This window comes from Limosilactobacillus coleohominis 101-4-CHN, from assembly GCF_000161935.1.
GTDB lineage: Bacteria > Bacillota > Bacilli > Lactobacillales > Lactobacillaceae > Limosilactobacillus > Limosilactobacillus coleohominis_A.
Genome location: NZ_GG698805.1, coordinates 86,861 through 108,642, shown reverse-complemented (window position 1 = coordinate 108,642; position 21,782 = coordinate 86,861). Strand labels below are relative to the sequence as shown.

General features: G+C 43.6%; 16 protein-coding genes and 3 pseudogenes. 9 read left to right on the top strand and 10 right to left on the bottom strand.

The window, feature by feature from the left end; all coding sequences use genetic code 11:
* Together HMPREF0501_RS06885 and guaA are read right to left on the bottom strand one after the other, a co-directional pair.
* A pseudogene (locus HMPREF0501_RS06885) lies at positions 1–240 on the bottom strand (site-specific DNA-methyltransferase); the annotation flags it as partial.
* Between the two features lie 445 nt (positions 241–685).
* Complete coding sequence (guaA, locus tag HMPREF0501_RS06880; RefSeq protein WP_006917208.1) at positions 686–2,239, bottom strand: glutamine-hydrolyzing GMP synthase; 1,554 nt, start codon at positions 2,237–2,239, stop codon at positions 686–688.
* Positions 2,240–2,424: 185 nt separating this feature from the next.
* On the opposite strand from guaA, the pseudogene HMPREF0501_RS06875 reads away from it, so the two are divergent.
* The 3 genes and pseudogenes from HMPREF0501_RS06875 (at position 2,425) to HMPREF0501_RS06865 (ending at position 4,976) form a co-directional block, all read left to right on the top strand.
* Positions 2,425–3,035, top strand: a pseudogene (locus HMPREF0501_RS06875) (GTP pyrophosphokinase family protein).
* A gap of 12 nt (positions 3,036–3,047) precedes the next feature.
* Entirely contained in the window at positions 3,048–3,716 is a 669-nt protein-coding gene (locus tag HMPREF0501_RS06870; protein WP_006917204.1) for a response regulator transcription factor, read from the top strand.
* A 15-nt stretch (positions 3,717–3,731) separates the two neighbouring features.
* Positions 3,732–4,976, top strand: coding sequence for a sensor histidine kinase (locus tag HMPREF0501_RS06865; RefSeq protein ID WP_006917203.1), 1,245 nt, complete (start codon positions 3,732–3,734; stop codon positions 4,974–4,976).
* Between the two features lie 24 nt (positions 4,977–5,000).
* Here the strand turns inward: HMPREF0501_RS06865 and coaA are convergent, their stop codons facing one another.
* Entirely contained in the window at positions 5,001–5,924 is a 924-nt protein-coding gene (coaA, locus tag HMPREF0501_RS06860; protein WP_006917202.1) for a type I pantothenate kinase, read from the bottom strand.
* A gap of 122 nt (positions 5,925–6,046) precedes the next feature.
* Here coaA and HMPREF0501_RS08625 point away from each other — a divergent pair, with 122 nt between their 5' ends.
* Complete coding sequence (locus tag HMPREF0501_RS08625) at positions 6,047–6,340, top strand: N-acetyltransferase (RefSeq protein ID WP_050755769.1); 294 nt, start codon at positions 6,047–6,049, stop codon at positions 6,338–6,340.
* A gap of 13 nt (positions 6,341–6,353) precedes the next feature.
* Entirely contained in the window at positions 6,354–6,587 is a 234-nt protein-coding gene (locus HMPREF0501_RS08620) for a hypothetical protein (RefSeq protein WP_050755768.1), read from the top strand.
* A 35-nt stretch (positions 6,588–6,622) separates the two neighbouring features.
* On the opposite strand, the gene HMPREF0501_RS06850 is transcribed toward HMPREF0501_RS08620, so the two are convergent.
* Both HMPREF0501_RS06850 and helD read right to left on the bottom strand, forming a co-directional pair.
* A complete protein-coding gene (locus HMPREF0501_RS06850) occupies positions 6,623–8,713 on the bottom strand; it encodes an LTA synthase family protein (RefSeq protein WP_006917200.1) in 2,091 nt (696 codons plus the stop codon).
* Positions 8,714–8,806: 93 nt separating this feature from the next.
* Positions 8,807–11,110, bottom strand: coding sequence for an RNA polymerase recycling motor HelD (gene helD / locus HMPREF0501_RS06845; RefSeq protein WP_006917199.1), 2,304 nt, complete (start codon positions 11,108–11,110; stop codon positions 8,807–8,809).
* 165 nt (positions 11,111–11,275) lie between these two features.
* On the opposite strand from helD, the gene HMPREF0501_RS06840 reads away from it, so the two are divergent.
* Genes HMPREF0501_RS06840 through hflX form a run of 3 tightly spaced genes read left to right on the top strand, consistent with a single transcriptional unit; the run spans position 11,276 to position 13,942 of the window.
* Positions 11,276–11,932, top strand: coding sequence for a VTT domain-containing protein (locus HMPREF0501_RS06840; RefSeq protein ID WP_006917198.1), 657 nt, complete (start codon positions 11,276–11,278; stop codon positions 11,930–11,932).
* A 57-nt stretch (positions 11,933–11,989) separates the two neighbouring features.
* A complete protein-coding gene (locus HMPREF0501_RS06835; protein WP_006917197.1) occupies positions 11,990–12,646 on the top strand; it encodes a histidine phosphatase family protein in 657 nt (218 codons plus the stop codon).
* A gap of 18 nt (positions 12,647–12,664) precedes the next feature.
* The gene (hflX, locus tag HMPREF0501_RS06830; RefSeq protein ID WP_006917196.1) at positions 12,665–13,942 is read left to right on the top strand and encodes a GTPase HflX; all 1,278 of its coding nucleotides are present in this window, start codon (positions 12,665–12,667) and stop codon (positions 13,940–13,942) included.
* Positions 13,943–14,006: 64 nt separating this feature from the next.
* On the opposite strand, the gene HMPREF0501_RS06825 is transcribed toward hflX, so the two are convergent.
* The 5 genes and pseudogenes from HMPREF0501_RS06825 to HMPREF0501_RS06805 all read right to left on the bottom strand — a co-directional run bounded on the left by HMPREF0501_RS06825 (position 14,007) and on the right by HMPREF0501_RS06805 (position 20,492).
* The gene (locus HMPREF0501_RS06825) at positions 14,007–14,999 is read right to left on the bottom strand and encodes a D-2-hydroxyacid dehydrogenase (protein WP_006917195.1); all 993 of its coding nucleotides are present in this window, start codon (positions 14,997–14,999) and stop codon (positions 14,007–14,009) included.
* A 108-nt stretch (positions 15,000–15,107) separates the two neighbouring features.
* Positions 15,108–16,259, bottom strand: coding sequence for an ArgE/DapE family deacylase (locus HMPREF0501_RS06820; RefSeq protein WP_006917194.1), 1,152 nt, complete (start codon positions 16,257–16,259; stop codon positions 15,108–15,110).
* 13 nt (positions 16,260–16,272) lie between these two features.
* Positions 16,273–17,106 (bottom strand): transporter substrate-binding domain-containing protein, encoded by an 834-nt coding sequence (locus HMPREF0501_RS06815; protein ID WP_006917193.1) that lies wholly within the window; start codon positions 17,104–17,106, stop codon positions 16,273–16,275.
* A 228-nt stretch (positions 17,107–17,334) separates the two neighbouring features.
* Positions 17,335–19,927 (bottom strand): annotated as a pseudogene (locus HMPREF0501_RS06810) (YhgE/Pip family protein).
* Positions 19,928–19,940: 13 nt separating this feature from the next.
* A complete protein-coding gene (locus HMPREF0501_RS06805; RefSeq protein WP_006917191.1) occupies positions 19,941–20,492 on the bottom strand; it encodes a TetR/AcrR family transcriptional regulator in 552 nt (183 codons plus the stop codon).
* A gap of 199 nt (positions 20,493–20,691) precedes the next feature.
* Between HMPREF0501_RS06805 and HMPREF0501_RS06800 the strand changes: the two genes are divergently transcribed.
* Positions 20,692–21,732, top strand: coding sequence for an aldose epimerase family protein (locus HMPREF0501_RS06800; RefSeq protein WP_006917190.1), 1,041 nt, complete (start codon positions 20,692–20,694; stop codon positions 21,730–21,732).
* Positions 21,733–21,782: the final 50 nt, after the last annotated feature.

The window sequence follows — 21,782 nt, the reverse complement described above, 5'->3', positions numbered from 1 at the left end:
ATATTCAAACATTTCAATAAATTGGTTCAGCTTGAATACTTCAGTACCAGCGATTTCCTCAGTATAGTTATCATGAATGAGTGGATTAGACAGGAGCGCAGCCATGAGTTCATGGTCGTAATGATCAAGATCATTAACGACGTTGCTGCGTTTTAACTCTCCCTCTTCTGTGAGATACTTATCGCCAAATTGTTTTAAAATCTCTTTAACCTGCTCAATAATTTTGGGTTCAACTTTCATTATTTATCCTCTTTCTTTTCGTACATCTCCAACCAGAATTTGTACACATGCTTATCATCATCGAAAAATGAATTCAGCACCCAGTCGATCGTCATATCAACCGTTTAGCCCTAGTTAGCTACTAAGGTGTCTTTTATTACACTGGTCAACAGTGCTTACTAAAATTCCAGCTCATAGTAGCTTTTACTGTATTCAGCACTGAATGAGTTAGTTATTTCTTTACTAATTATCTAACATTGATAGTGCTTTCTCAACTTGCTTTTAAAATTACGGTAAAAATAAAAAAGATTAGGGGCATACAAACACCTCTAATCTCTTGATATATCACCTAATCTTAGATACCCAGAACGGTAGAAAACTTGTTAAAAACACATCTTTCCTACTATTTCTTTTTCTCTTTAAATCCCGTCAAATTAGGCTTTCCGCTTCATATTAATTTATCTAACTATTCATATTCGATTGTCGAAGGCGGCTTACTCGTGACATCATAAAGGATCCGGTTAACGTGATCTACTTCGTTAACGATCCGAACCGAAATCTTTTGTAAGACATCCCATGGAATCTTCGCAAAGTCAGCGGTCATCCCATCAATCGAGGTGACTGCCCGAATAGCAACGGCGTAGTCATAAGTCCGACCATCACCCATGACACCAACTGAACGAATTCCTGGCAGAACCGTAAAGTATTGCCAAATCTTTTCGTCCAAGCCAGCCTTAGCAATTTCTTCGCGTAAAATCGCGTCACTTTCCCGTACGATTTCCAACTTTTCCGGAGTGATTTCACCAATCACCCGAATCCCTAATCCAGGGCCAGGGAATGGTTGCCGCCATACTAATTCGTGCGGAATTCCTAGTTTTTCACCAAGCTCACGCGTTTCATCTTTAAAGAGACTACGGAGTGGTTCAATCAGCTTAAAGCCAAGCTTCTTTGGTAATCCACCAACATTGTGGTGAGACTTGATCGTTTGTGCAGTGTCCGTCCCGGATTCGATTACATCGGTATATAGCGTTCCTTGGGCCAAGAATTCAGCATCATCCATCTTTTTAGCTTCTTCGTTAAAGACTTCAACGAATTCCTTACCAATAATCTTCCGCTTTTTCTCTGGATCAGTAACACCCTTAAGCTTACCCAAGAAGCGGTCGCTCGCATCGACCTTGATGATGTTAACCCCTAAGTCACGGCTCAAAGCATTCATCACTTGATCCGCTTCATTCTTCCGAAGCAGGCCATGATCAACAAAGATACAAGTCAGCTGATCACCAATGGCTTTATGCAACAAGACTGCGGTCACACTAGAATCAACCCCACCGGAAAGACCCAAGATGACCTTTTTGTCGCCAACTTCTTCACGAATCTTGTCGACTTGCATGTCAATAAAGTCATCCATCGACCAGTTAGCTTCCGCACCACAAACACCAAAGGCAAAGTTCTTTAAAATATCTAAACCATACTCAGTGTTCCGGACTTCAGTATGGAATTGAAGACCGTATAATTTGCGATCATCATCCGCCATCGCCGCGATTGGACAATTCTTACTGGTTGCTGTAACAGTAAAACCATCTGGCACCTTTGTGACCCGATCACCATGACTCATCCATACAAATTGTTTGTCTGGCAAGTCCTTAAACATCGCTGCTTGTGCATCTGTGACTTCAATGTCTGCCCGGCCGTATTCAGAATCATCTGCTGATTCAACCTTACCGCCCAGATCATACGCCATCAATTGCATCCCGTAACAAATACCTAAAATCGGAATCCCCAACTGATAAATTTCTGGGTCGACCTTAAAGGCATCCTTTGCATAAACGGAATTTGGCCCACCAGAGAAAATGATCCCTTTTGGCTTCAACTGTTTAATTTCTTCCGCACTGACCTTATGCGACATCAGCTCTGAGTATATCCCAAAGTCACGAATTCGCCGGGTAATCAACTGGTTATATTGACTACCAAAGTCGAGCACTAAGATTTTATCAAAAGCATCTAAATCGATGTTCGCCACTTGTCCCACTCCTTTATATTGAATTCAAAACTTAAAACTATTGTACGGTGTTTACCCAAGCGGGTCAATACAAGCTTGGCCCCCCTTGTTTGGGATTTCCTAAATTCATCTTAAATCATCGTTCCGGTCATCGCAAAATGTATTTTCTTGGTATAATAATGCCAAATTAAAAGGGGAATCAGTATATGAATATTTATGGTGATTATGAAGATACGCTCAATCAAGTCATGGAGGACCTTCTCGCCAAGATTCAACAATTAAATCAACAGGCGATCGACCTTCATCAACCTAAACTTTACGAACATCTGATTAGCCGGATTAAAACACCCGCCAGCATGGTAGAAAAATGCCAACGGAAAGGCTACCCCGTCACCACTACTTCCGCCTTGCGCAAGTGTAAAGATGCAATTTGGGTCAGAATTGTCTGCAATTCATTGATGATATTGACCACTGCCTTAGCCTTCTGCACAAAGCAGATTGGTGCTCAATTGTAAAAGAAAAGGATTATATTACTAACGCAAAGCCAAACGGCTACCGTAGCTATCACGTCATTTTGTACCTCAGGACTCCATACCAAGACATTGATGGTCAAGTTCCCGGTCATTTTTTCGCAGAGATCCAGCTCCGCACCATTGCGATGGATTCCTGGGCCAGCCTTGAGCATGAAATGAAATACAAACTTAATATTCAAAACGCCGCACGGATTGGGAAAGAATTAAAACGGTGTGCAGATCAACTCGCCTCGTGTGACGTTCAGATGCAAACCATTCGGCAATTAATTAACGAAAGTAAGTAGCAGGTGAGTAATATGAGAATTTTATTAGCGGAAGATGAAGCCCAATTATCCCGTGTCCTGACCATGGCGATGACCAACGCGGGTTACCACGTTGACCACGCTGAAAATGGCCAACGTGCCGTGGACTTGGCCAAGGACAACGCCTATGATGTCATGATTTTTGATATTATGATGCCGGTTAAAACCGGTCTCGAAGCCCTGAAAGAAATCCGGGCCACTGGAGATCGAACCTACGTGATGATGTTGACGGCCATGTCTGAAGTCGATGACAAAGTAACTGGTCTCGACGCTGGTGCCGATGACTATATGACCAAGCCTTTTTCTCTTAAGGAATTGTTAGCACGATTGCGTTCACTCGAACGGCGTAATGAAGGACTCGACCAGGATGTTCTGCAATTTGGCGACTTGACCATTGATAATAATCAGCAAACCTTGGTCAGCAATAACTCAATTAGCCTCACTAGCAAGGAGGCTCGCCTCCTCCAGTACCTCATTTTGAACGCCAATAAACAGCTATCCATCAATGAACTTCTCAACCATACTTGGGATGACGATGATGAAACCGCGGATACGGAAGACGTTTGGTTCACCATTTCCTACCTTCGCCGTAAGCTCGAGTCGGTCGGTTCGACAGTTACCATTACTGGAGATAAAACGGGACCATTTACCATTACTCAATAGTTAAGGAGTGATTCCATGATTCGGCACTTTCAAAGAAAATTTATTGTAGTTTCGACAACCGCGCTCGTGGTTGTTTTATTTACCATTATTGGCAGTATTTCGGCAATTGTTTTTACCCACTCGCAAAATGAAGTCAATGCCATCCTAAATATGCTGGTCGAAAATGACGGTAAGTTGCAAAATAATAAGGTGCCCCAACAACCACGCGGCTTCTTTAGTTCCCGTTTGACACGGGAAGGAATGTTTCAATACCGCTACTTTAGCGCCCAGATTCCCGCTAACCAAGATCCCATCAGGGTTGATAACCAACATATTCTAACTGTTCAGCCCCCTGCCATTAAAAAATTAGCTCGACGCGTGATTCAACGGTCGAATAAGCGGGGCGTGATTACCTATCGGGGAACCCGCTATGCTTACCGAATCAAACAAAGTCAGCGGACCACCCAAGTCGTTTTCCTGGATGAATCTTTGCTAATGTCTGAGGCCCACGAAATTCTGCGGGTCAGCATTTTACTTGGTATGATCGTATTGGTACTCTACACAACAGTTCTCATTGCCTTTTCCAAGCGCGCCATCAAACCCATCATTGAAGCTGAACATCGTCAGCGAGAGTTTATTACGAATGCCGGTCACGAGTTAAAAACCCCGTTAACCGTCATTTCTGCAAATACAGAAATGCAGGAATTGACCACTGGCGAAAATGAATGGACACAAAGTACCCGCGATCAAGTCACGCGCCTCACCCGGCTCATCAATAACTTAATCTCGTTAGCCCGGATTCAAGAACAACCAACACTCGAGATTACCAGTGTGAATATCAGTGAGATCAGTCAACGCGTCGCTGATAGTTTCAAGAGTGTGGCGATGCAAAACAATCAAAAGTTTCAAGTTCATATTCAGCCACACCTTCATGCCCAAGCAGAAGAATCTCGGCTGGAAGAATTAATTAACATTCTCCTTGATAACGCCAATAAATATTGCGATCCAGAAGGCGTAATTAAACTAAACTTACGTAAAGCCAAACGTTCTAAAAATGTTGTTTTAACAATTTCTAACTCATATGCGGCAGGAAAAGACGTTGATTATAACAAGTTCTTTAACCGCTTCTACCGTGCTGATACAGCTCACCATATTCAATCCCAGAGTGGGTTTGGAATTGGCCTTTCCATGGCCCAACAAATCGTGACCCAATTCCACGGTAAAATTAGGGCGTCCTATCAAGCTGGATTAATCAGTTTTGTCATTACATTTCGTGCATAAAAAAAGCAGGCACTGCCTGCTTTTTTAGTCTTCACGCAAATAAATGCGATCAATTTTATGATGATGGGTTTTATGCAAAATGATGTCCGCACGATTGCGGGTTGGCAAAATATAGTCTCGCAAGTTTGGTAAATCAACCTCATCCCACACCCGGCGAGCCATTGCGAAGGCATCTTCTCGTTTTCCCTTGGTATAAGGATAGTAATAGTTGTCTGGATTTTGAAATGCCGTTTCTAGTAACAAGCCAAACCGTTCGAGGTACCACTGCTTGACCAATTCGGCATCTGCATCAACATAGATTGACCAGTCAAAAAAGTCACTAACGTAGAGACGTTGGGTGGTCGGTAGTTGCAAAACATTGATCCCTTCCACAATCAAAATATCTGGTTCTTCAATAATCTGTGGCTGATCCGGTAAAATATCATAGGTATTGTGCGAATAAGTTGGTGCTGCAACCTTTGCTGCTCCGGCTTTCACATCATTCAAAAAGGTCAACAAACGCTCCATATCATATGATTCCGGAAATCCCTTCCGGGCCATTAAGCCGCGCTTTTTTAGCTCCGCATTTGAATAGAGAAAACCATCCGTCGTCACGAGTTCGACATGCTGATCAGGCATCAAACGGTTGAGGAGAATCTGTAGCAACCGCGCGGTCGTACTTTTTCCAACCGCCACCGAACCCGCAATTCCAATAATATAGGGAATCCGTCGGGAAGGTTTTTTTAAGAATGTCAGCCGTTGAAGCTGCATTTGAATGTAATTTTGGTATTGAAGCTGAAGCAGTTTAATCAACGGCAAGTACACTTCTTGAACGTCATTGAGTGAAATCTGGTCATTCAGTGACTTGATCGCATCCAAATTTTCCTGCGTCAGCATGACCCGTTTGCTCGGGAAAAAACTGTGCCAGGTTGCCCGATCGAATTGGTCATAGTTAAGCCATTCATCCATAATTGTTGTTCCTCGAATCGTTAAATCAATAGCTATATTTTACCATTATTTGTTCGTCAATGGTGGAATTTGCTTTTCCAAAGCCTTTTCGGTAGAATGCAGGACAAATTAGGAGGGATATTGTGTCACTTACTGCCCAAACAGTCAGTAACTACGAACACATCAACCAAGACCACTTGACCTGCTCTTTGACTGGAAAAGAGCAGGTCAAGTGGTCTTGGTTGATGTGGAAAGCAAAGTCAAAACATGCAGAATTTCTGGCCTATTACGATGATAATCAACTGGTCGGTTTCAGCTATGTGATTCATCATCACCATCTGGACTTTTTATTCTTCTTAGCGGTTAATCCCAATCTACATTCACAAGCAAGGCTATGGTGGGCAAATTCTGAACTGGCTCAACGCCAAACGACCTGAGGTCCCAATCGTCTTGGACGTGGAACCATTAAACGACCAAGCCACCAACGCAAAACAACGGCGCCGGCGAATGGCTTTCTATCATAATCACGGCTTTTATGATAGTCGTCACCGCGTTACTGAGGATGGTCTAACCTACGCTATTTTAACGAATCAGGATTTCGAACTTGCACAACTAGTTGCTGCCTACCGGTGGTTCTTCCGCCCGTTTAATCATCGTCATCAACTTAAATTTGATCAATTGTAAAAAGGCATTCTCGACGAGCGAGGATGCCTTTTTTATTATTTAGGGAACTTTCGGTTAGTACTATTTTGGAGCTCTGGTGCATCAGTTGTGTAATCATCAAGAGTTGACTTACCACCGTTTTGTGCCCGAACGCTATTTTTCCGTTTCTTATCGGTCTTCAACTTCTTCAATGCCTTCTTCAAGTTGTAAGAATACTCTTTCTTATTAACCTTTTTAAAGCCGGGAAGTTTGTAGAAACGCAACAGGTCCCCGTTCATTACCTTATCTGAAAGTCCAAGGTCAGTGGTAACCCACTTTTGGATCCTGTCGACCGTGACCTTTTGACTCTTTGACAAATGTTTAATCTGCTTCCCGCTCTTGGTGTAATAGTAATCGCCATTGTACTTAGTATACTTTGGTGTAACCCAATCACCATTCCGGAACGGTACAATTTGCTTATTCTGCTTAGATAAGAGGTCCTGGCCAAATTGAATATACTTATTGGAACTAATCCCTAACAAGTCTTCAAGCGTTGGTAGGACATCAATTTCACCACCATACGTGTGGTTGACGCCCCCTTGCAGCCCATCCATATTAATCATGAATGGCACCTTTTGGAACATCGCTAAATCATAATTATTAACGGACTTCTTTCCAGACAACTTAGCAATTGCTGGTTGGTGGTTATTAGAAATCCCATAGTGATCCCCGTACAGAACCAGGACACTATTCTTCCGCAGGCCCGTTTTATCAAGGTAATTCAATAATTCCCCAACAGACTGGTCCAGATAGTGAGCAGTTTGCACGTACGGATCAACCGTATCGTCACCAGTCTTGAGGGCATCAATTGTCTTATTCTTTTTATCCAGCAAGTATGGATAGTGGTTCGTAACCGTAATCAGCTTAGCGTAGAACGGTTGCGGCAATTGATCCAGGTAATTGACTGAATCTTTGAGGAAGATCTTGTCCTTCATCCCGTACCCAATTTCACCATTCTTCGTGGTTGGGTAGTATTCCTTGCTAAAGAAGTAGTCGTAACCAAAGGACTTATAGGCATTATCCCGGTTCCAGAAACTTGGAACGTCCCCGTGGAACGATGCAGTTGTATAACCCAATTTCTGGTGGAGCAGAGCCGGTGCAGATTGGAATGTGTTGGTCGTTCCGTCAGTCACCATCGCCGAACCTTCCGGCAAGCCAAATAATGAGTTTTCCAGCATCATTTCAGCATCCGCGGTCTTCCCTTGACCAACTTGGTGGAAGAAATTATCAAAGGACAAAGTATTTTCTGAGTGATACAGCTTGTTAATGTTTGGTGTCACTTCTTGACCATTAACTTTGTAGTCGATTAAAAATTGCTGGAAACTCTCCAAGTGAATAATAATGATATTCTTCCCCTTGGCTTTACCATAGTATTGCATATTTGGTCCAGCATAATTCTTCTTAATCCAGCGTTGGACAGGCGCCATATCCTTCTTGCTAGCCTGAGCTTTAATCGCACTATTATGCGTCGTTTTAATTCCGTCATAGACCGTATAAGCTTCCAACCCGAGGTACTTAACGATATAGTTGTTATCAAAGGTTCTCGTCAACAGTTGACTTCGGTTGCCCTCGGCCATCCCAAGGTTGACACCAAAGAGTGCAAAACCGATCACCGTAATGGTAGCGGCATAGCGAATCTTGAAATACCTCATGTCTACCCGAAGGACGTGGAACAATAAAATCAGGATCACCACAATCACATCCAGGTAAACGCAGAAGTCACTTGGTCGCATAATTCCCAAGAAACTCTTCCCGAGGTTATTGGAAGTGGCCCCACTCCCCTTAATAACATTAAAGGTAATAAAATCCGAGAATTCCCGGTAATACAGGATGTTGGCAAACAGCCAGGTTGATAGTAGGAAGTTAATGATACTCATCAACCAGTAAGACAGTCGTCCCCGGAAATACAAGGCAATCCCAAGTAAAATAATCGCGGCTGGCAGTGTATTAAAGGCTAGCAAGAATTCTTGAACGCCACCTTTAACCCCTAAGTTGAACTTAGTTTTATACGCCCAATAACTTTTGACCGCGAATAGCAGTACTGAAAATATGAAAAAGCCTAATTTGGTATTTAGGCCGCGTCTAATCTTTTTCAACGCTGTGTTCATTGAAGTTCTTCCTCCGTCATCTTTTTCAACATTTACCATCATACCCTAAACTAGCGGATCCGCAACGCTCTTCTCGCGGTCTTTGCCAAAAGTTTAAGAATTGTCACGAATTGTGTAGAGGGATGGGGTTACTCGATCAAGTAAGTGGGTCGGCTGATGAACCGCTGTAATCGTCAGTGCATGCATTGCCCGTGAAGCAATCGTGTAGAGCAACTGCCGCTCATCGTCCGAAGAATACTTGTGGTCGTTAGCGTTCCAAACAACGACCGCGTCAAATTCTAGCCCCTTCGCCAAGTAAGATGGGACAACAATGATGCCATCCACCAGACGTTGATTTTCTGTCCGGATCATAGTATTGTCAATTCCCTGCTTCTTTAAAGCGGTCGCAATTTGTTCACTATCTGATAAGGTTTTCCCAATGACCGCAATTTTATCGTGCTCTTTTTGGTACTGTTGCAAGCTTGTAATCACATCTTGCACGGCCGCTGTTTCATCCTTACTAATGACTATTTCTGGTAATTCACCAGGCCGGTCAAATGCTTCAATGGCTTCCCCATTTAATAATATTTCTCGGGTAAAGTCGGTAATTTGTTTCGTTGAACGGTAAGACTTCGTCAACTGAACAACTTTTGTCTTTTCTGGATCAAACATCGTCCCCAATTCCTTCAAAAGAGTCTTACTACTTTCATGGGTAAAGATGGCCTGATTCAAGTCCCCCAACAACGTAAATTTGGCACGCGGGAAACAGAATTTCAGGTATGCCAATTGAAAAGCATCATAGTCTTGAACTTCATCAACAAAAACGTAGCGAATTTCCCGTTCCCCGCGCTTACCAGTCAGCAAGTCATACAAGTATAGGTAGACGGAAATGCCATTTGCGCTAATTCGGCGGTTCTTTAATGCCGCTACTTGTTGATCCACGTAACGTGTCCATTCATCCGGAGTAATCCCGTATTTAGCAAGGCTAATAATCTTCGGTGTTACCCGTAGAAGGTGGACATACTGAGCATTAATATTTAACCACCGATTATGATCAATGGCTCGCTTAATCGGCTTAAAGGCATTGATAACAATCATTCGGGACAAGAAGCGATATTCCTCGTTGTCGTTAGCAAACGCCTTAGGGTGTTGTGCATACAAGACATTCAGCTCTTCCTTGCTCATGCTTTGAATTTGTTCTTCCACCCATTTAGCGCGCATTTCAGAACTAATCCGGCGGTTGAGATACTTGGTCAATTCTTCCTTAGTTCCATCTAACCGATTACCAAGTTTGTAAGTACGATTAAAGGAATAATAGATTTCCTTAATCTTTTCTTTTGGCACAAATACCTGCTTGCCAAACATCAGATTACGAAAACGTAAGTGCTGATCAGTACCTAAGCGCTTAGCATAATTAGTGACAGCGTGGAAATAATCTAAACTGCTGAGCAAACGGACTGCCCGCTCGTTTAAATCTTGATCACTCTGTTCAAACCGTTCCTGCAGAGTCGCCACCTTTAAGCGTGGCACCCGCCGGTTCACGTATTGGTAGTAGGTTAACTGAACCATGTTTTGTTCGCCCAGTTCGGGCAACACTTGGTCAATGTAGTCATTAAAGAGCTGGTTAGGACTAAATAGCACCACCTGTGATGCCGATAAGTTACCTCGGTAACGGTACAAAAGCCATGCCACCCGCTGTAATACGGCCGCTGTCTTGCCAGAACCTGCAGCCCCTTGAACAAAGAGTAGGTCATCCTTGGTGTTTCTGATAATCGCGTTTTGGGCCTTTTGGATGGTCGATACAATACTCTTCATCTTGGTACTGGAGTGGTTGCTTAATGCTGAGAGCAGCATTTGGTCAGTCACTGCTTCGTCCGTATCGTATAAGGTCACAATGGTGCCATCTTCAATTTGAAACTGCCGCTTTAGTTGGACATTGACCGTTTCTTGACCATCCGGCGTATCGTAGGACACGTCACCCAGTTCACCATCATAGTAGATTGAAGAAATCGGCGCCCGCCAATCATATACCAAAAAGTGGTCTGGTTGGTCAGAGAATGAAGCTAGTCCAATGTAAATTGTTTCTGGCTGCCCCCCCTCTTTTTCCTGAAAATCAATTCGTGCAAAGTACGGTTTGGCTTCCAAACGTTGGAGTGTCGACAAATGATCTGCGGCGTGCTGCCAGCTGTTCTCCCGTTCATCCAACATTTGTTGCTGTGCTCGCACGGACATTGCAGTATCCATCATACCTGAATAGGTCGTCGTATTCATGTGGATTGTGTCAAACTGCTTGCTCAGGTTATTAATATCCTTTTTAGCGGTTGAAATGTTTTTCGCAGCCTTTTGCTCAGCCTTTTTAATCTCTTCAACTACGTGGTCGAGATGGGCCTGTTCTTTTTCAATAATTTGTTCTGCCACAATCCATGCTCCCTTACGTATTTTTAATTTATCTATTATATCATTTTGTCAACAACGACAGACTGAAAAGCGTAAAAAAGTTATAAAGCTCGCCATCTTTTGACCTTTCTTGACAAAAGAAATGTACAATTGAATTAGTATTACCGTTTAAAGGAGGCCGCCCAGATGGAACAATTAATCTATGGCTTGACTCACATTCCAGAAATCATCATCCCAATTTTTAACGCGACTGGTGCGTGGGGCTACCTCATTTTGTTTCTAATCACCTTTATGGAGACTGGGTTGGTCATCTTTCCATGGCTTCCCGGTGAATCCTTGATTTTCGTTGCCTCCTCACTGGCGGCCCTTAATACCAATTCCATCAAAATTAGCGTCCTGATTGCCGGCTTCTTTACGGCAGCTTTTATCGGTGACATCGTGAATTATACGATTGGTACGCGACTCATTAAATGGCCCTGGCTACGTAAAAAGGTCATGGGGCCTAACTGGCAAATGGCTCACGATTTCTTTGAACGCCATGGCATCGTGGCGGTGATTTTCGGTCGTTTTGTTCCGCTTATTCGGACCTTTGTCCCGCTCATTTCTGGCTCCGCTGGTTTTAAATTCTCCCGTTTCGTGGTGAGTAATTTCCTAGGCACCCTCCTCTGGGTTTTGCTGGCAGCCCTCGCTGGCTATTACCTTGGCACCATTCCGTTCGTTAAGGAGCACTTCTCAATGCTACTCTTACTGCTCATTATCATTCTAATGTTACCAGCATTGATCCTAACCATTAACCGACTCCTCCGCCGACGGGTAATTAAAAAGCGGAATATGATCAAATAACTCCCCTGTAGTATGTTAAAATATTAATAATATTACGGTTGCAAAAGGAGGAGCACGATGGCAAATACTGTTTATTTTATTCGCCATGGAGAAACGTTTTTCAATAAGTATCACCGAATGCAAGGTTGGTCAGATACCCCGTTGACTGAAAAAGGATGGACCGACGCAGCTAAAGCGGGTCGTGCTCTTGCAGATTTAGATTTTGACTATCTCTTTAGCAGTGACCTCAAACGGACTGTGGATACCGCCAACACCATTCTCAAAAATCACCCGACGAAAAAAATTCAAGCACCGATTCAAGAGGCGGCCTTTCGTGAAGAGTTTTTTGGCTACTTTGAAGGTGCCGATGATGACCATAGTGCGATCATGGTTGGTGCTCCTGAGAAGTTTATCAACTTTCGCGAAATCATTGCCAAGTATGGATTAGCCAAGATGCAAAACATGATTGCCGAAAGTGATCCCTTCCACGATGCGGAAAATCACCAGCAGTTTTGGGCGCGCGTTGATAAAGGTTTCGACCGCCTGCGGGCCCTTCCAGATGGCAGTGTAAGCGTGGTTGTTTCTCATGGAATGACCATTTCAGCAATCGTTGACCGGTTTGGCGACGGCGATTACTCTGAAGGACCGCTAAATGGTTCGATTACTAAACTAACTTTAACTAACGACTCAACCACCGTTGACTTTTATAATCAATTACAAATTCCAGATAAGTAAGGGGGACTATACACATCAATGGATACCACCATACAAGCTGATGAAAAAGTGATCGTGACTGGTTTAAATACTGGTCAAGAAGACTATGACTATTCCATGACGGAATTGAAAGAACTTGCTCAAGCTAATCAAATGGACGTTGTCGACCGAATCGACCAAGTACTCGATCGGCCAAATGCCGCCACCTACTTTGGTTCCGGTAAAATTGACGAAATTAAAAACATTGCGGCAGCTGAAGAAGCCACCACGGTGATTACCAACGACGAACTTTCACCAAGTCAACTCAGCAATCTCAATGATGAAGTTGGTGTCCGGGTCATTGACCGGACGGCACTGATTTTGGAAATTTTTGCCAAGCGGGCGCAAACTAAAGAGGCCAAGATTCAGGTCCAAATTGCGAAATTGGAATACCAACTTCCCCGTCTGCACACGGCAGCAAACCAGCGTTTAGACCAGCAAACCGGTGGTGGTGCCGGCTTTGCCAACCGTGGTGCCGGGGAAACTAAAATTGAAATGGACCGGCGGGTCATTCAAAAACACATTAGTCACCTCCGCCACGAGTTAAAAGAAATTAATAAATCCGAAGCCACAAAGCGCGCTTTGCGCGACAAGAGCGCTATCCCAACCGCCGCCCTCGTCGGCTACACTAACGCTGGAAAATCCACGTTGATGAATAAGATGATTGAACGGTACGGTATTTCCCGGGAAAAGGAAGTTTTCGAAAAGGATATGCTCTTTTCCACGCTGGATACCAGTGTGCGCCAGTTAACGCTTCCCGATCAAAAGCGGTTCATCCTTAGTGACACGGTTGGTTTTGTTTCCAAATTACCGACCCATTTAATCGAAGCCTTCAAATCAACTTTAACTGAAGCTGCCAAGGCGGACCTGCTAATCCAAATTATTGATTATTCCGATCCTCACCGGGACGAAATGATTAAAACGACGGAAAAAACGCTTCACCAAATTGGCATTGATAATATCCCAATGATTTACGTCTTTAATAAAGCTGATAAAACCAATTTCGAATATCCAACGATGGAGGGCGATGACCACCTTGTCATCTCGGCGAAGGATGACAAATCACTGGACCTCTTCATTAAGACAATTAAAGATCATCTCTTTGATGACTACGTAGATGCCAAATTACTGATTCCATTCACGGACGGGCATGTCGTTTCCTACCTCAATGAACATGCCAATATTACTGATACCGATTATCAAAATGACGGAACATTACTGCAGGTTGAAATTAGTCCACGTGACTTGCAACGTTTTAGTCAGTATGTCGTTGAATAAAAGTAAGGGCGCAGAACTCAAATTACCTGAGTTCTGCGCCCTTATTGTACGTAATGATCTTTAATTAACGAACTGCGTTCCGAGTCTTGCCACCATTAACAATCGTGACTGTATCATTCAACGCAATTTCAACCATGTTGCGAACTGACGTCTTAGTAAAGAAGGCCACGTGTGGTGTAACCACTACGTTTGGCATTGCTGCCAACGTCTTGTAGTCTTCTGGTACTTGGCCTGCACTAACCTTCTTACCGAAATAGGTAGTTTCATCAGCCAACGTATCCAAACCTGCACCAGCAATTTCGCCATCTTGTAAGGCCTTGATTAATGCCTGAGTATCAACCAAGCCACCCCGCGCCATGTTAATCAAGTACGCCGTCTTCTTCATCTTTTTCAATGAATCAGCGTTGATAATGTTCTTGGTACTTGGGAATAATGGCGTGTGCAGAGTGATAATGTCTGATTCACGAAGTACCGTATCTAAGTCAGTGTAATCTACAAAGGCTTCTTGTTCTGGATCGTAGAATGGGTCATAAGCAATTACCTTGGCACCTAAGGCTTTATAAATTTGGGCAGTTGCACCTCCAATATGACCTAAACCAATAATTCCCACCGTCAAGTTAAAGATTTCATTGGAAACGAGGTCGGGAGCCCAACTGAAGTCATGGTCATCCGTCATCCGTTGGTTAAACAAACCAATCTTCCGGTTTAAGTACATTGCTTGGGTCACACCCATTTCGGCAATCGCCCGTGGTGAATAAATTGATACCCGGGTAATGGTGATGCCGTTGGCGTTGGCGGCATCTAGGTTCACCATGTCATAACCAGCAGTCCGCAAACCAATCTGCTTAATGCCAAAGCTGGCCAGTTTCTTGTAGACATCGCTGCTACCTAGTGATTGGGTTTGCTGAGTTACTACCCCGTCAAAGCCCTGCGCCATGTCTACCGTATCATCGTTGAGCAGGTCTGCCACCATCTTAACGGTGTTGTCAGTCTTCTTTTCCCATGCTTCAACATATGATTTTTCAATTGGTTTCGTGCCATACATAATGATTTTCATGAATGTTTCCCCTTTCAGAAAAATACAAACTCTACAATGTCTAGTATACACGATTTTAAAAACAAAAAAGTGAACCAGTTACGAGAAACCAGTTCACTTAACGAAGTTTTAAGCAAAGAATGCTTGAGCAAAATCTTGATAATATTGAATTGCATTATAATACGCTGCTAAATTAACGTATTCATTCGGCATATGCGACATATTACTGCCGGGTCCAATGATGATACTGGTAAAGTCCTTCTTGGCCTGCGTAAATTCTTGTCCATCATTGGCCCCCGTACTTGCGATTGGTTGTGGAGTAATTCCCAATGACTTTTTAGCCACCGCCTGAGCTAGCTTGATTAATGACGATTCCGGATCCCCACCCATTGGTTCTTCCGGGAAGGTGTACTTAATCTTCAGATCAAAGCCCGGCTGCTGGTTAAGTTGGTCGATAATCTTTTCTAATTCATCATAAACAACTTGGTTTGGGTATTCCGGAATTGTCCGCACGTTGCCACCAAGCGTAGCTGCTGACGGTACACTATTAATTTGTTCACCACCATTGATCAAAGAGATCACGTGCGTTAACTTACCTAACGCTGGATCTGAATGGTCGAACTTGGCCAACGCTGCCTTCGCCTGTTGGACAAATTCAAGCAAATTATCAATGGCATTAATCCCCATTTCTGGCCGGGAACTGTGCGCAGCTTTACCAACGGAGGTTACGTGGTAATCAATAACCCCCTTGCAAGCGTAGGTAATGGCTTGTAAATCATCCTGGGGTTCCGCAATTACCAAGCCATCCAGATCATCCGCATATCCCAACTTAGTTAACTGAGCAGCACCATAGTTCCCCGTTTCTTCACCAACCGTGGCGAGCAGTTTAATGGTTCCAGCAGGTTGTTGACCCTTTTCTAACATTTCGAGCAGGGCAACCACCAGTGCAGCTAACCCGCTCTTCATATCACAAGCGCCCCGGCCATACAGCTTATCGTCTTTAACCACCGGTTCAAAAGGATCCGTATCCCACGCCGCTAAGTCACCTGGTGCGACCACATCCATGTGTCCTGAATAGCCAAGCACTTTGCCACCATTACCAATGGTAACGACTAGATTATCACGACCAGGAGCATAATTAACTTTTTCAATCTTAACCCCCGCGCCCACGTACGGTTGGAAAAGACCGGCAATATAGTTAGCCAGTTCGGCTTCATTTTCGTTAACCGTTTGAATACTAATAATCTTCTTTAAAACCGTTAATTGTTCTTCCTTCGTCATGATTAATCCCTCTTTACTTATTATTCGCTACTTGAATATCTTGCGCCTGCTTGTAAAGTTTGTTCAACGTACCATTCTTCTTGTCCTTGCTGATGGTAGCGTTGATCTTTTTGAGGAGCGCTTTATCATCCTTCCGAACTGCAACCCGGGTTGCCGATTCCTTCTTGTTGTACTTGAAGCTAATGTTATTAGCAACCGCATACTTGTCTGGGTGTTCCTTAGCGTAAGCTTCCGCAGTATCTTCACCCGTGATTAGGCCATCAATCGAACCATTTCGTAACTCTTGAGTTAAGGTATTGTTAGAACTTTCGGTCACCAACTTAACGCCCTTCAATTTCTTACCAATCTTTTCTTGTTCAGAAGATTGTTGTGCACCCAGTGTTGCACCCTTTAAAGCGCCAATATTGGCATATTTATCCTTATTTTTGGGTGAAACCAGCAGCACCTGTCCACCATCGTGGTAACTTTCGGAGAAGGACACTACCTTGGCCCGTTGTGGTGTATAAGCCATTCCTGCCATGACGATATCCACTTTCTTATTTTGCAACTCGTTAATTAGTGATGGGAATGCCATATTAACGAATTTGACCTTTTTAATCCCCATGTCCTTTGCAATTTCATAGGCCAGTAAAACATCATAACCGACAATCTGTTGCTTACCATTCTTCATAATTTGAAAATCATATGGCGCAAAATCGGCAGATGTCCCAACAACCAGTTCCTTTTTATTTTTAATGGATTGCACACTATTGTCTTTCTTGGCACCACAACCTGCTAACACGGTACTCAATCCAATCATAATGGTCAACGCAGCTAAAACCGACTTTTTTAAATGTTTAAATTTCATTTTTCTCTTCCTCCAGCAATTATTCCTACATGTTTATCAACTCAATTTTCATAATTATACGTCGTCGCATCGTTTTATCCCCCGTTTTCGTATTTCTATTCAAATTATGTGTATATAATAACTAGTGTCCTGAATGAAATCAAGTGTTTTTCGAAATTTATTCAAATTTATTTGAATTTCATGTATAAAAATAAGGATTCGATGATCATCATCGAATCCTTATTGCCTTTAAATTGTTTGATCACGGTCTTGCAAGTGCATTCCGTCATCATCTTTTTCTTCACCAAGTAATTCTTGATTATGATCTAATTCAGACTTACCTGCAAAGTGGTGATGTTGCAGCCAAATCATGGCAACTAACAACAGTAAGAAGAAGACGATGGCAATGCCTAAGAGGACACTGTTGCAGAACGCAACGTAGTGTTCACCAAGACCATCGCTAATGCCATCACGCAAACCGAGGATTGAGTAGGTCATCGGCAATGCGAAGTGAATAACATTGTAGAACTTCATTGTGACTTCCATTGGGAAAGTCCCACCGGAACCACCAAGTTGGAGCATCAACAGAACCATGGCGATAAACCGGCCCGGGTTATCGAAGGTCATTGACAAGAACATGACAACGGCCATCGATGCTAACCCAAACAGGATTAGAGTCCCAAAGAATGATGGAACGTGGATCACGGTTAAACCAAGGGCCATCATAATGCCACCTTCGGCAATTGCCATCAAGGTGATAATGAGGCTCCCAAGAACCACTTTACTTGCCCACCATGCCAATGGCGAACGACCTTGAATTGCCACCCGCCGAATTGGGTAAACGAAGTTGAAGATCAAGGCACCAACGTAAAGGGCAACTGAGAGGACATATGGAGCTAAGGCGTGACCATAGTTTGGTACGTAGCTGTAACTCTTGTGCTTAACCCGGGTTGGTTCAGCAAACATCTTCGCCGTCTTCTTGGTTGGCTTAATGCCGTTAACCGTCTTGGCACCCTTACCAAGAGCAGAAGCTAACTGACCGGCACCGGCGTTCAGCTTCGTAATCCCTTGGGTTAAGGCTGGTAAATTGTCAACCAGCTTTTGAGTTCCGGCTGCTAATTGGTTAACCCCGCCAACCAGCGTTGGTACTTGGGCATTTAATTGGCCAAGGGCACTCGCAAGTTGACCAGCACCTGAATTCAGCTGACCAGAGTTGGCAGTTAATTGACCGGCACCAGCGCCTGCTTGGGCGACTCCGGCAGTGTATTGACTAACTCCACTGGCTAAGGTACTTGAACCAGCAGCGGCAGTGTCAACACCATTCGTATATTGTTGCACTCCACCGTTTAAGGTGTTAGCACCAGCAGCAATTTGACTCGTTGCGCCTTGAAGTTGCTTCAACGTATCTGGCATTTGAGAAAGCATTGGCTTGTATCCATTCAACGTATTTAACAAACCATTCGCTTGGCTAATGGTGGTATCAGCATTGTTCAATAAATCATTCATTGATGATAAATTCTTGAGCTGACCTTGCATTCCTTGAAGTGCTGAACCAAGGCTGTTCAACTCACCCAGTGCCGTTCCGACTCCTTGAAGAGTCTTAGCATTATTACCAGCATCTTGCGCTAAGGATCCTAATTGCGCCTTAATTGAGTTATCACTCGTTGATTGAGCAAGTTTACCCAATTGTGCAGCAATATTAGCATCGCTTCTCGCAACATTACCTAATTGTTGTCCAGCTTGACTAACTCCGCTCAGAGATCCAGCAGCTGATTCTAGCTTCCCAGCACTTTCTTGAACACCAGCTAAGGCGCTCTTGGCTTGGGTTAATCCAGTCTGTAATTGGGTCATACTTTGTTGCAATGCTTGAGCCTTATCCATCGCACCCATTAAGTCATTCACTGGTAAATTCCCCAGTTGACTATTAACGGTGTTGTTCAACTGACTAGCACCAGCCGAAAGTTGACTGGAACCAGCGCGTAGAGAACCGGAATTATTCCGTAAAGTATTCAAGCCAGAACTTAATTGACCCGCACCTGAATTCAGCTGACCAGAATTAGCCATCAGAGTATTTAACCCCGTGGCTAATTGGCCAACCCCGCCGGTGTATTGAGCAATTCCGTTGGCAAGGGTAGTACTACCACTAGCTAATTGTTGAGCACCGGAAGCAAGTGGAGCTACGCCCATTCGTAAGGTTTGCACCCCATCATTAACTTGAGAAACTCCAGCAACGTATTGGTTAACCCCATTTTGTAAGGTTACTAAACCATTGTCTAATTGGGTCGCCCCGTCGGCTGCTTAGGTCATCCCTTTACCCAGCACCTTCAATTCTTTAAACATTGTCGTCGCGTATGCGTTCGTCACGTTCGCCCGAATCTTTTCATTTAACCGGGTCATTGCGACCTGACTCATAACGTAACCAATGTAGTTCAGCGAATCATTGGTCTGATACTTTAAATTCATCGGTTTTGGATTCTTATCTAAAACCGTTGTGGCATTCTTAGAGAAGTTTTTCGGAATTGTAATTACCGTGTAATACTTCCGATGTGACATTCCGTATTTCGCCTTGCTTGGCGAAACAAACTTCCAATCGAGCTGCTTGTTATGCTTTAATTCCTTGACCATCTGGTCACCAACAGCCATTTCTTTGCCCTGATAATCAACCGGAACATCCTTATTAACTACAGCCACATAAATCCTGCGTACTACCATAAGGATCCCATACTGACTTCAGGAAGAAGATACTGTACAGAAATGGAATAAAGCAAATGACAATTGAGGATAATAATAGCAGGTGATTCCGCCGGATATGACGAAATTCTGCTTTAATCATTTCCCACATCTTTCTCCCTCCATTATGCGTTTGTAGTAGATACAGTAGAGAATGGTAAAACAGATTGTTTGATAAAATCAACCACTTCAGCTACTGGAACATCATAATTATTGGATTGCCACCAATAAAGGGCGCCCATAATTGCGCCACCAAATGTGCAGGCCTGTAGCTCTGGATTATCCGACCGACGAATCGCCTTAATCACTTCCCCCTGATTAGTGTGATCGGCGCTTTGCTTCATCAGCACTTCACTGATAATCCGTAACATTTCAGCATATAACGTACTGTTTGCATTATCCGCTGCCAAGTGACGAAAAATATTCTTATTATCATTTAGGTAATTAACCTCTGCCTCAATAAAACTTTCTTCGTCGGGGGCCGCTGTCATTAATTGATGCAACCGATTATTAATCAACTGTTCCAATAAGTCATACTTATCGTGAAAATACCGATAAAAACTACTGCGGTGAAGCAAGGCTTCATTACAAATCTGATCCACGGTAATTTTTTCAAACGGTTTGGTTCTCAGCAACGCTTCTAAAGCGTTCTGAAAATCCCGCACGGTCCGGTTCATTTTCAACCTTTTTTACCTCCCTATCTAGTTTTCAAAGAGATATTATAATTAGTTCCTAATTAAGACGACATAGTCATATTAACACACCTATCTTTTTAATGAACATATTATCATTTTTGTTTCTTTTAAGTTATTTATCCAAGTGTTACTGGTTATGGTAAAATGTTGATGCAAGCGTTTGCATAAGGAGATATACCGCATGAAAATCATACAAACTACTTTTGGTAAAGCAAATCAACATGAAGTTACAAAATACACCGTTACCAATGATCACGGCGTGAAAATGAGTGTCCTGAATTTTGGAGGAATTTGGCAAGAATACTCCATCCCTACTGACCATGGTCAATTGAATCTACTGCTCGCGGCGAATTCGATGGAAGATTACCTTGATGCCGGATACAGTATTTGTCAATTAATCGGCCCGGTCGCTAACCGGATTGGTAAGGCCAGTTTTCAAATTGATGATCACGAATACCAGTTGCAAGCCAACGAAGGTGCCAACTCAATCCACAGTGGTGATCAAGGTTGGCAAAACCATTTTTGGCACGTTCAAACTGCCACTTCAGCAACTGCTGGTCAAATTATCTTAAGTAATCATTACAGTCCTGAAGATGATGGTATACCGGCCAATACCGACGTGCACATCGTCTACACCCTGCACGATGATGATAGTGTCACGATTGATATGTTCGGTGAAAGTGATGCGCCAACCCTCTTCAATCCAACCAACCACGCCTACTGGAACTTAGCAGATGCGGACGTTGATACGATTGAAGGCCAAGAGTTAACCATTAATTCACGTTACCATCTCGCCGTTAATGGTGAGAAGATCCCTACGGGGGCCCTCGTGGAAAACCTCGGATCCGCTTACGACTTTAAAGATGGCCAAGTGCTTGGTCACGCATTAAATGAGATGTTAAAGACCCCTGAAAAGGGTTTTGATGATTTCTTTGTGGTCAAGCCCAGCACGACCTTCGCCCAAGAACCAATTGCTAAATTGAGGGATCCGCAATCTGGACGAGAGTTGCAAATGTACTCTGACCGTAACGCCCTCGTCATTTTCTCTGCTAACGGGCTCCCCGCATCCGTCAAGTTAAACCGACCGGGTAAATCCTGGGCGACGTTGGCGTTAGAAGCACAAGCATTACCAGATGCTCCCCATCATCCAGAATTTGGCGACATTGCCCTACGGCCATTGGCACCGGTCCACCACCAAATTCGTTACGCCATTAAATTTTAACTAAATGGGAGCGTGACAGAAGCCATTTATGGCTTCGTTTTCACGCCCCC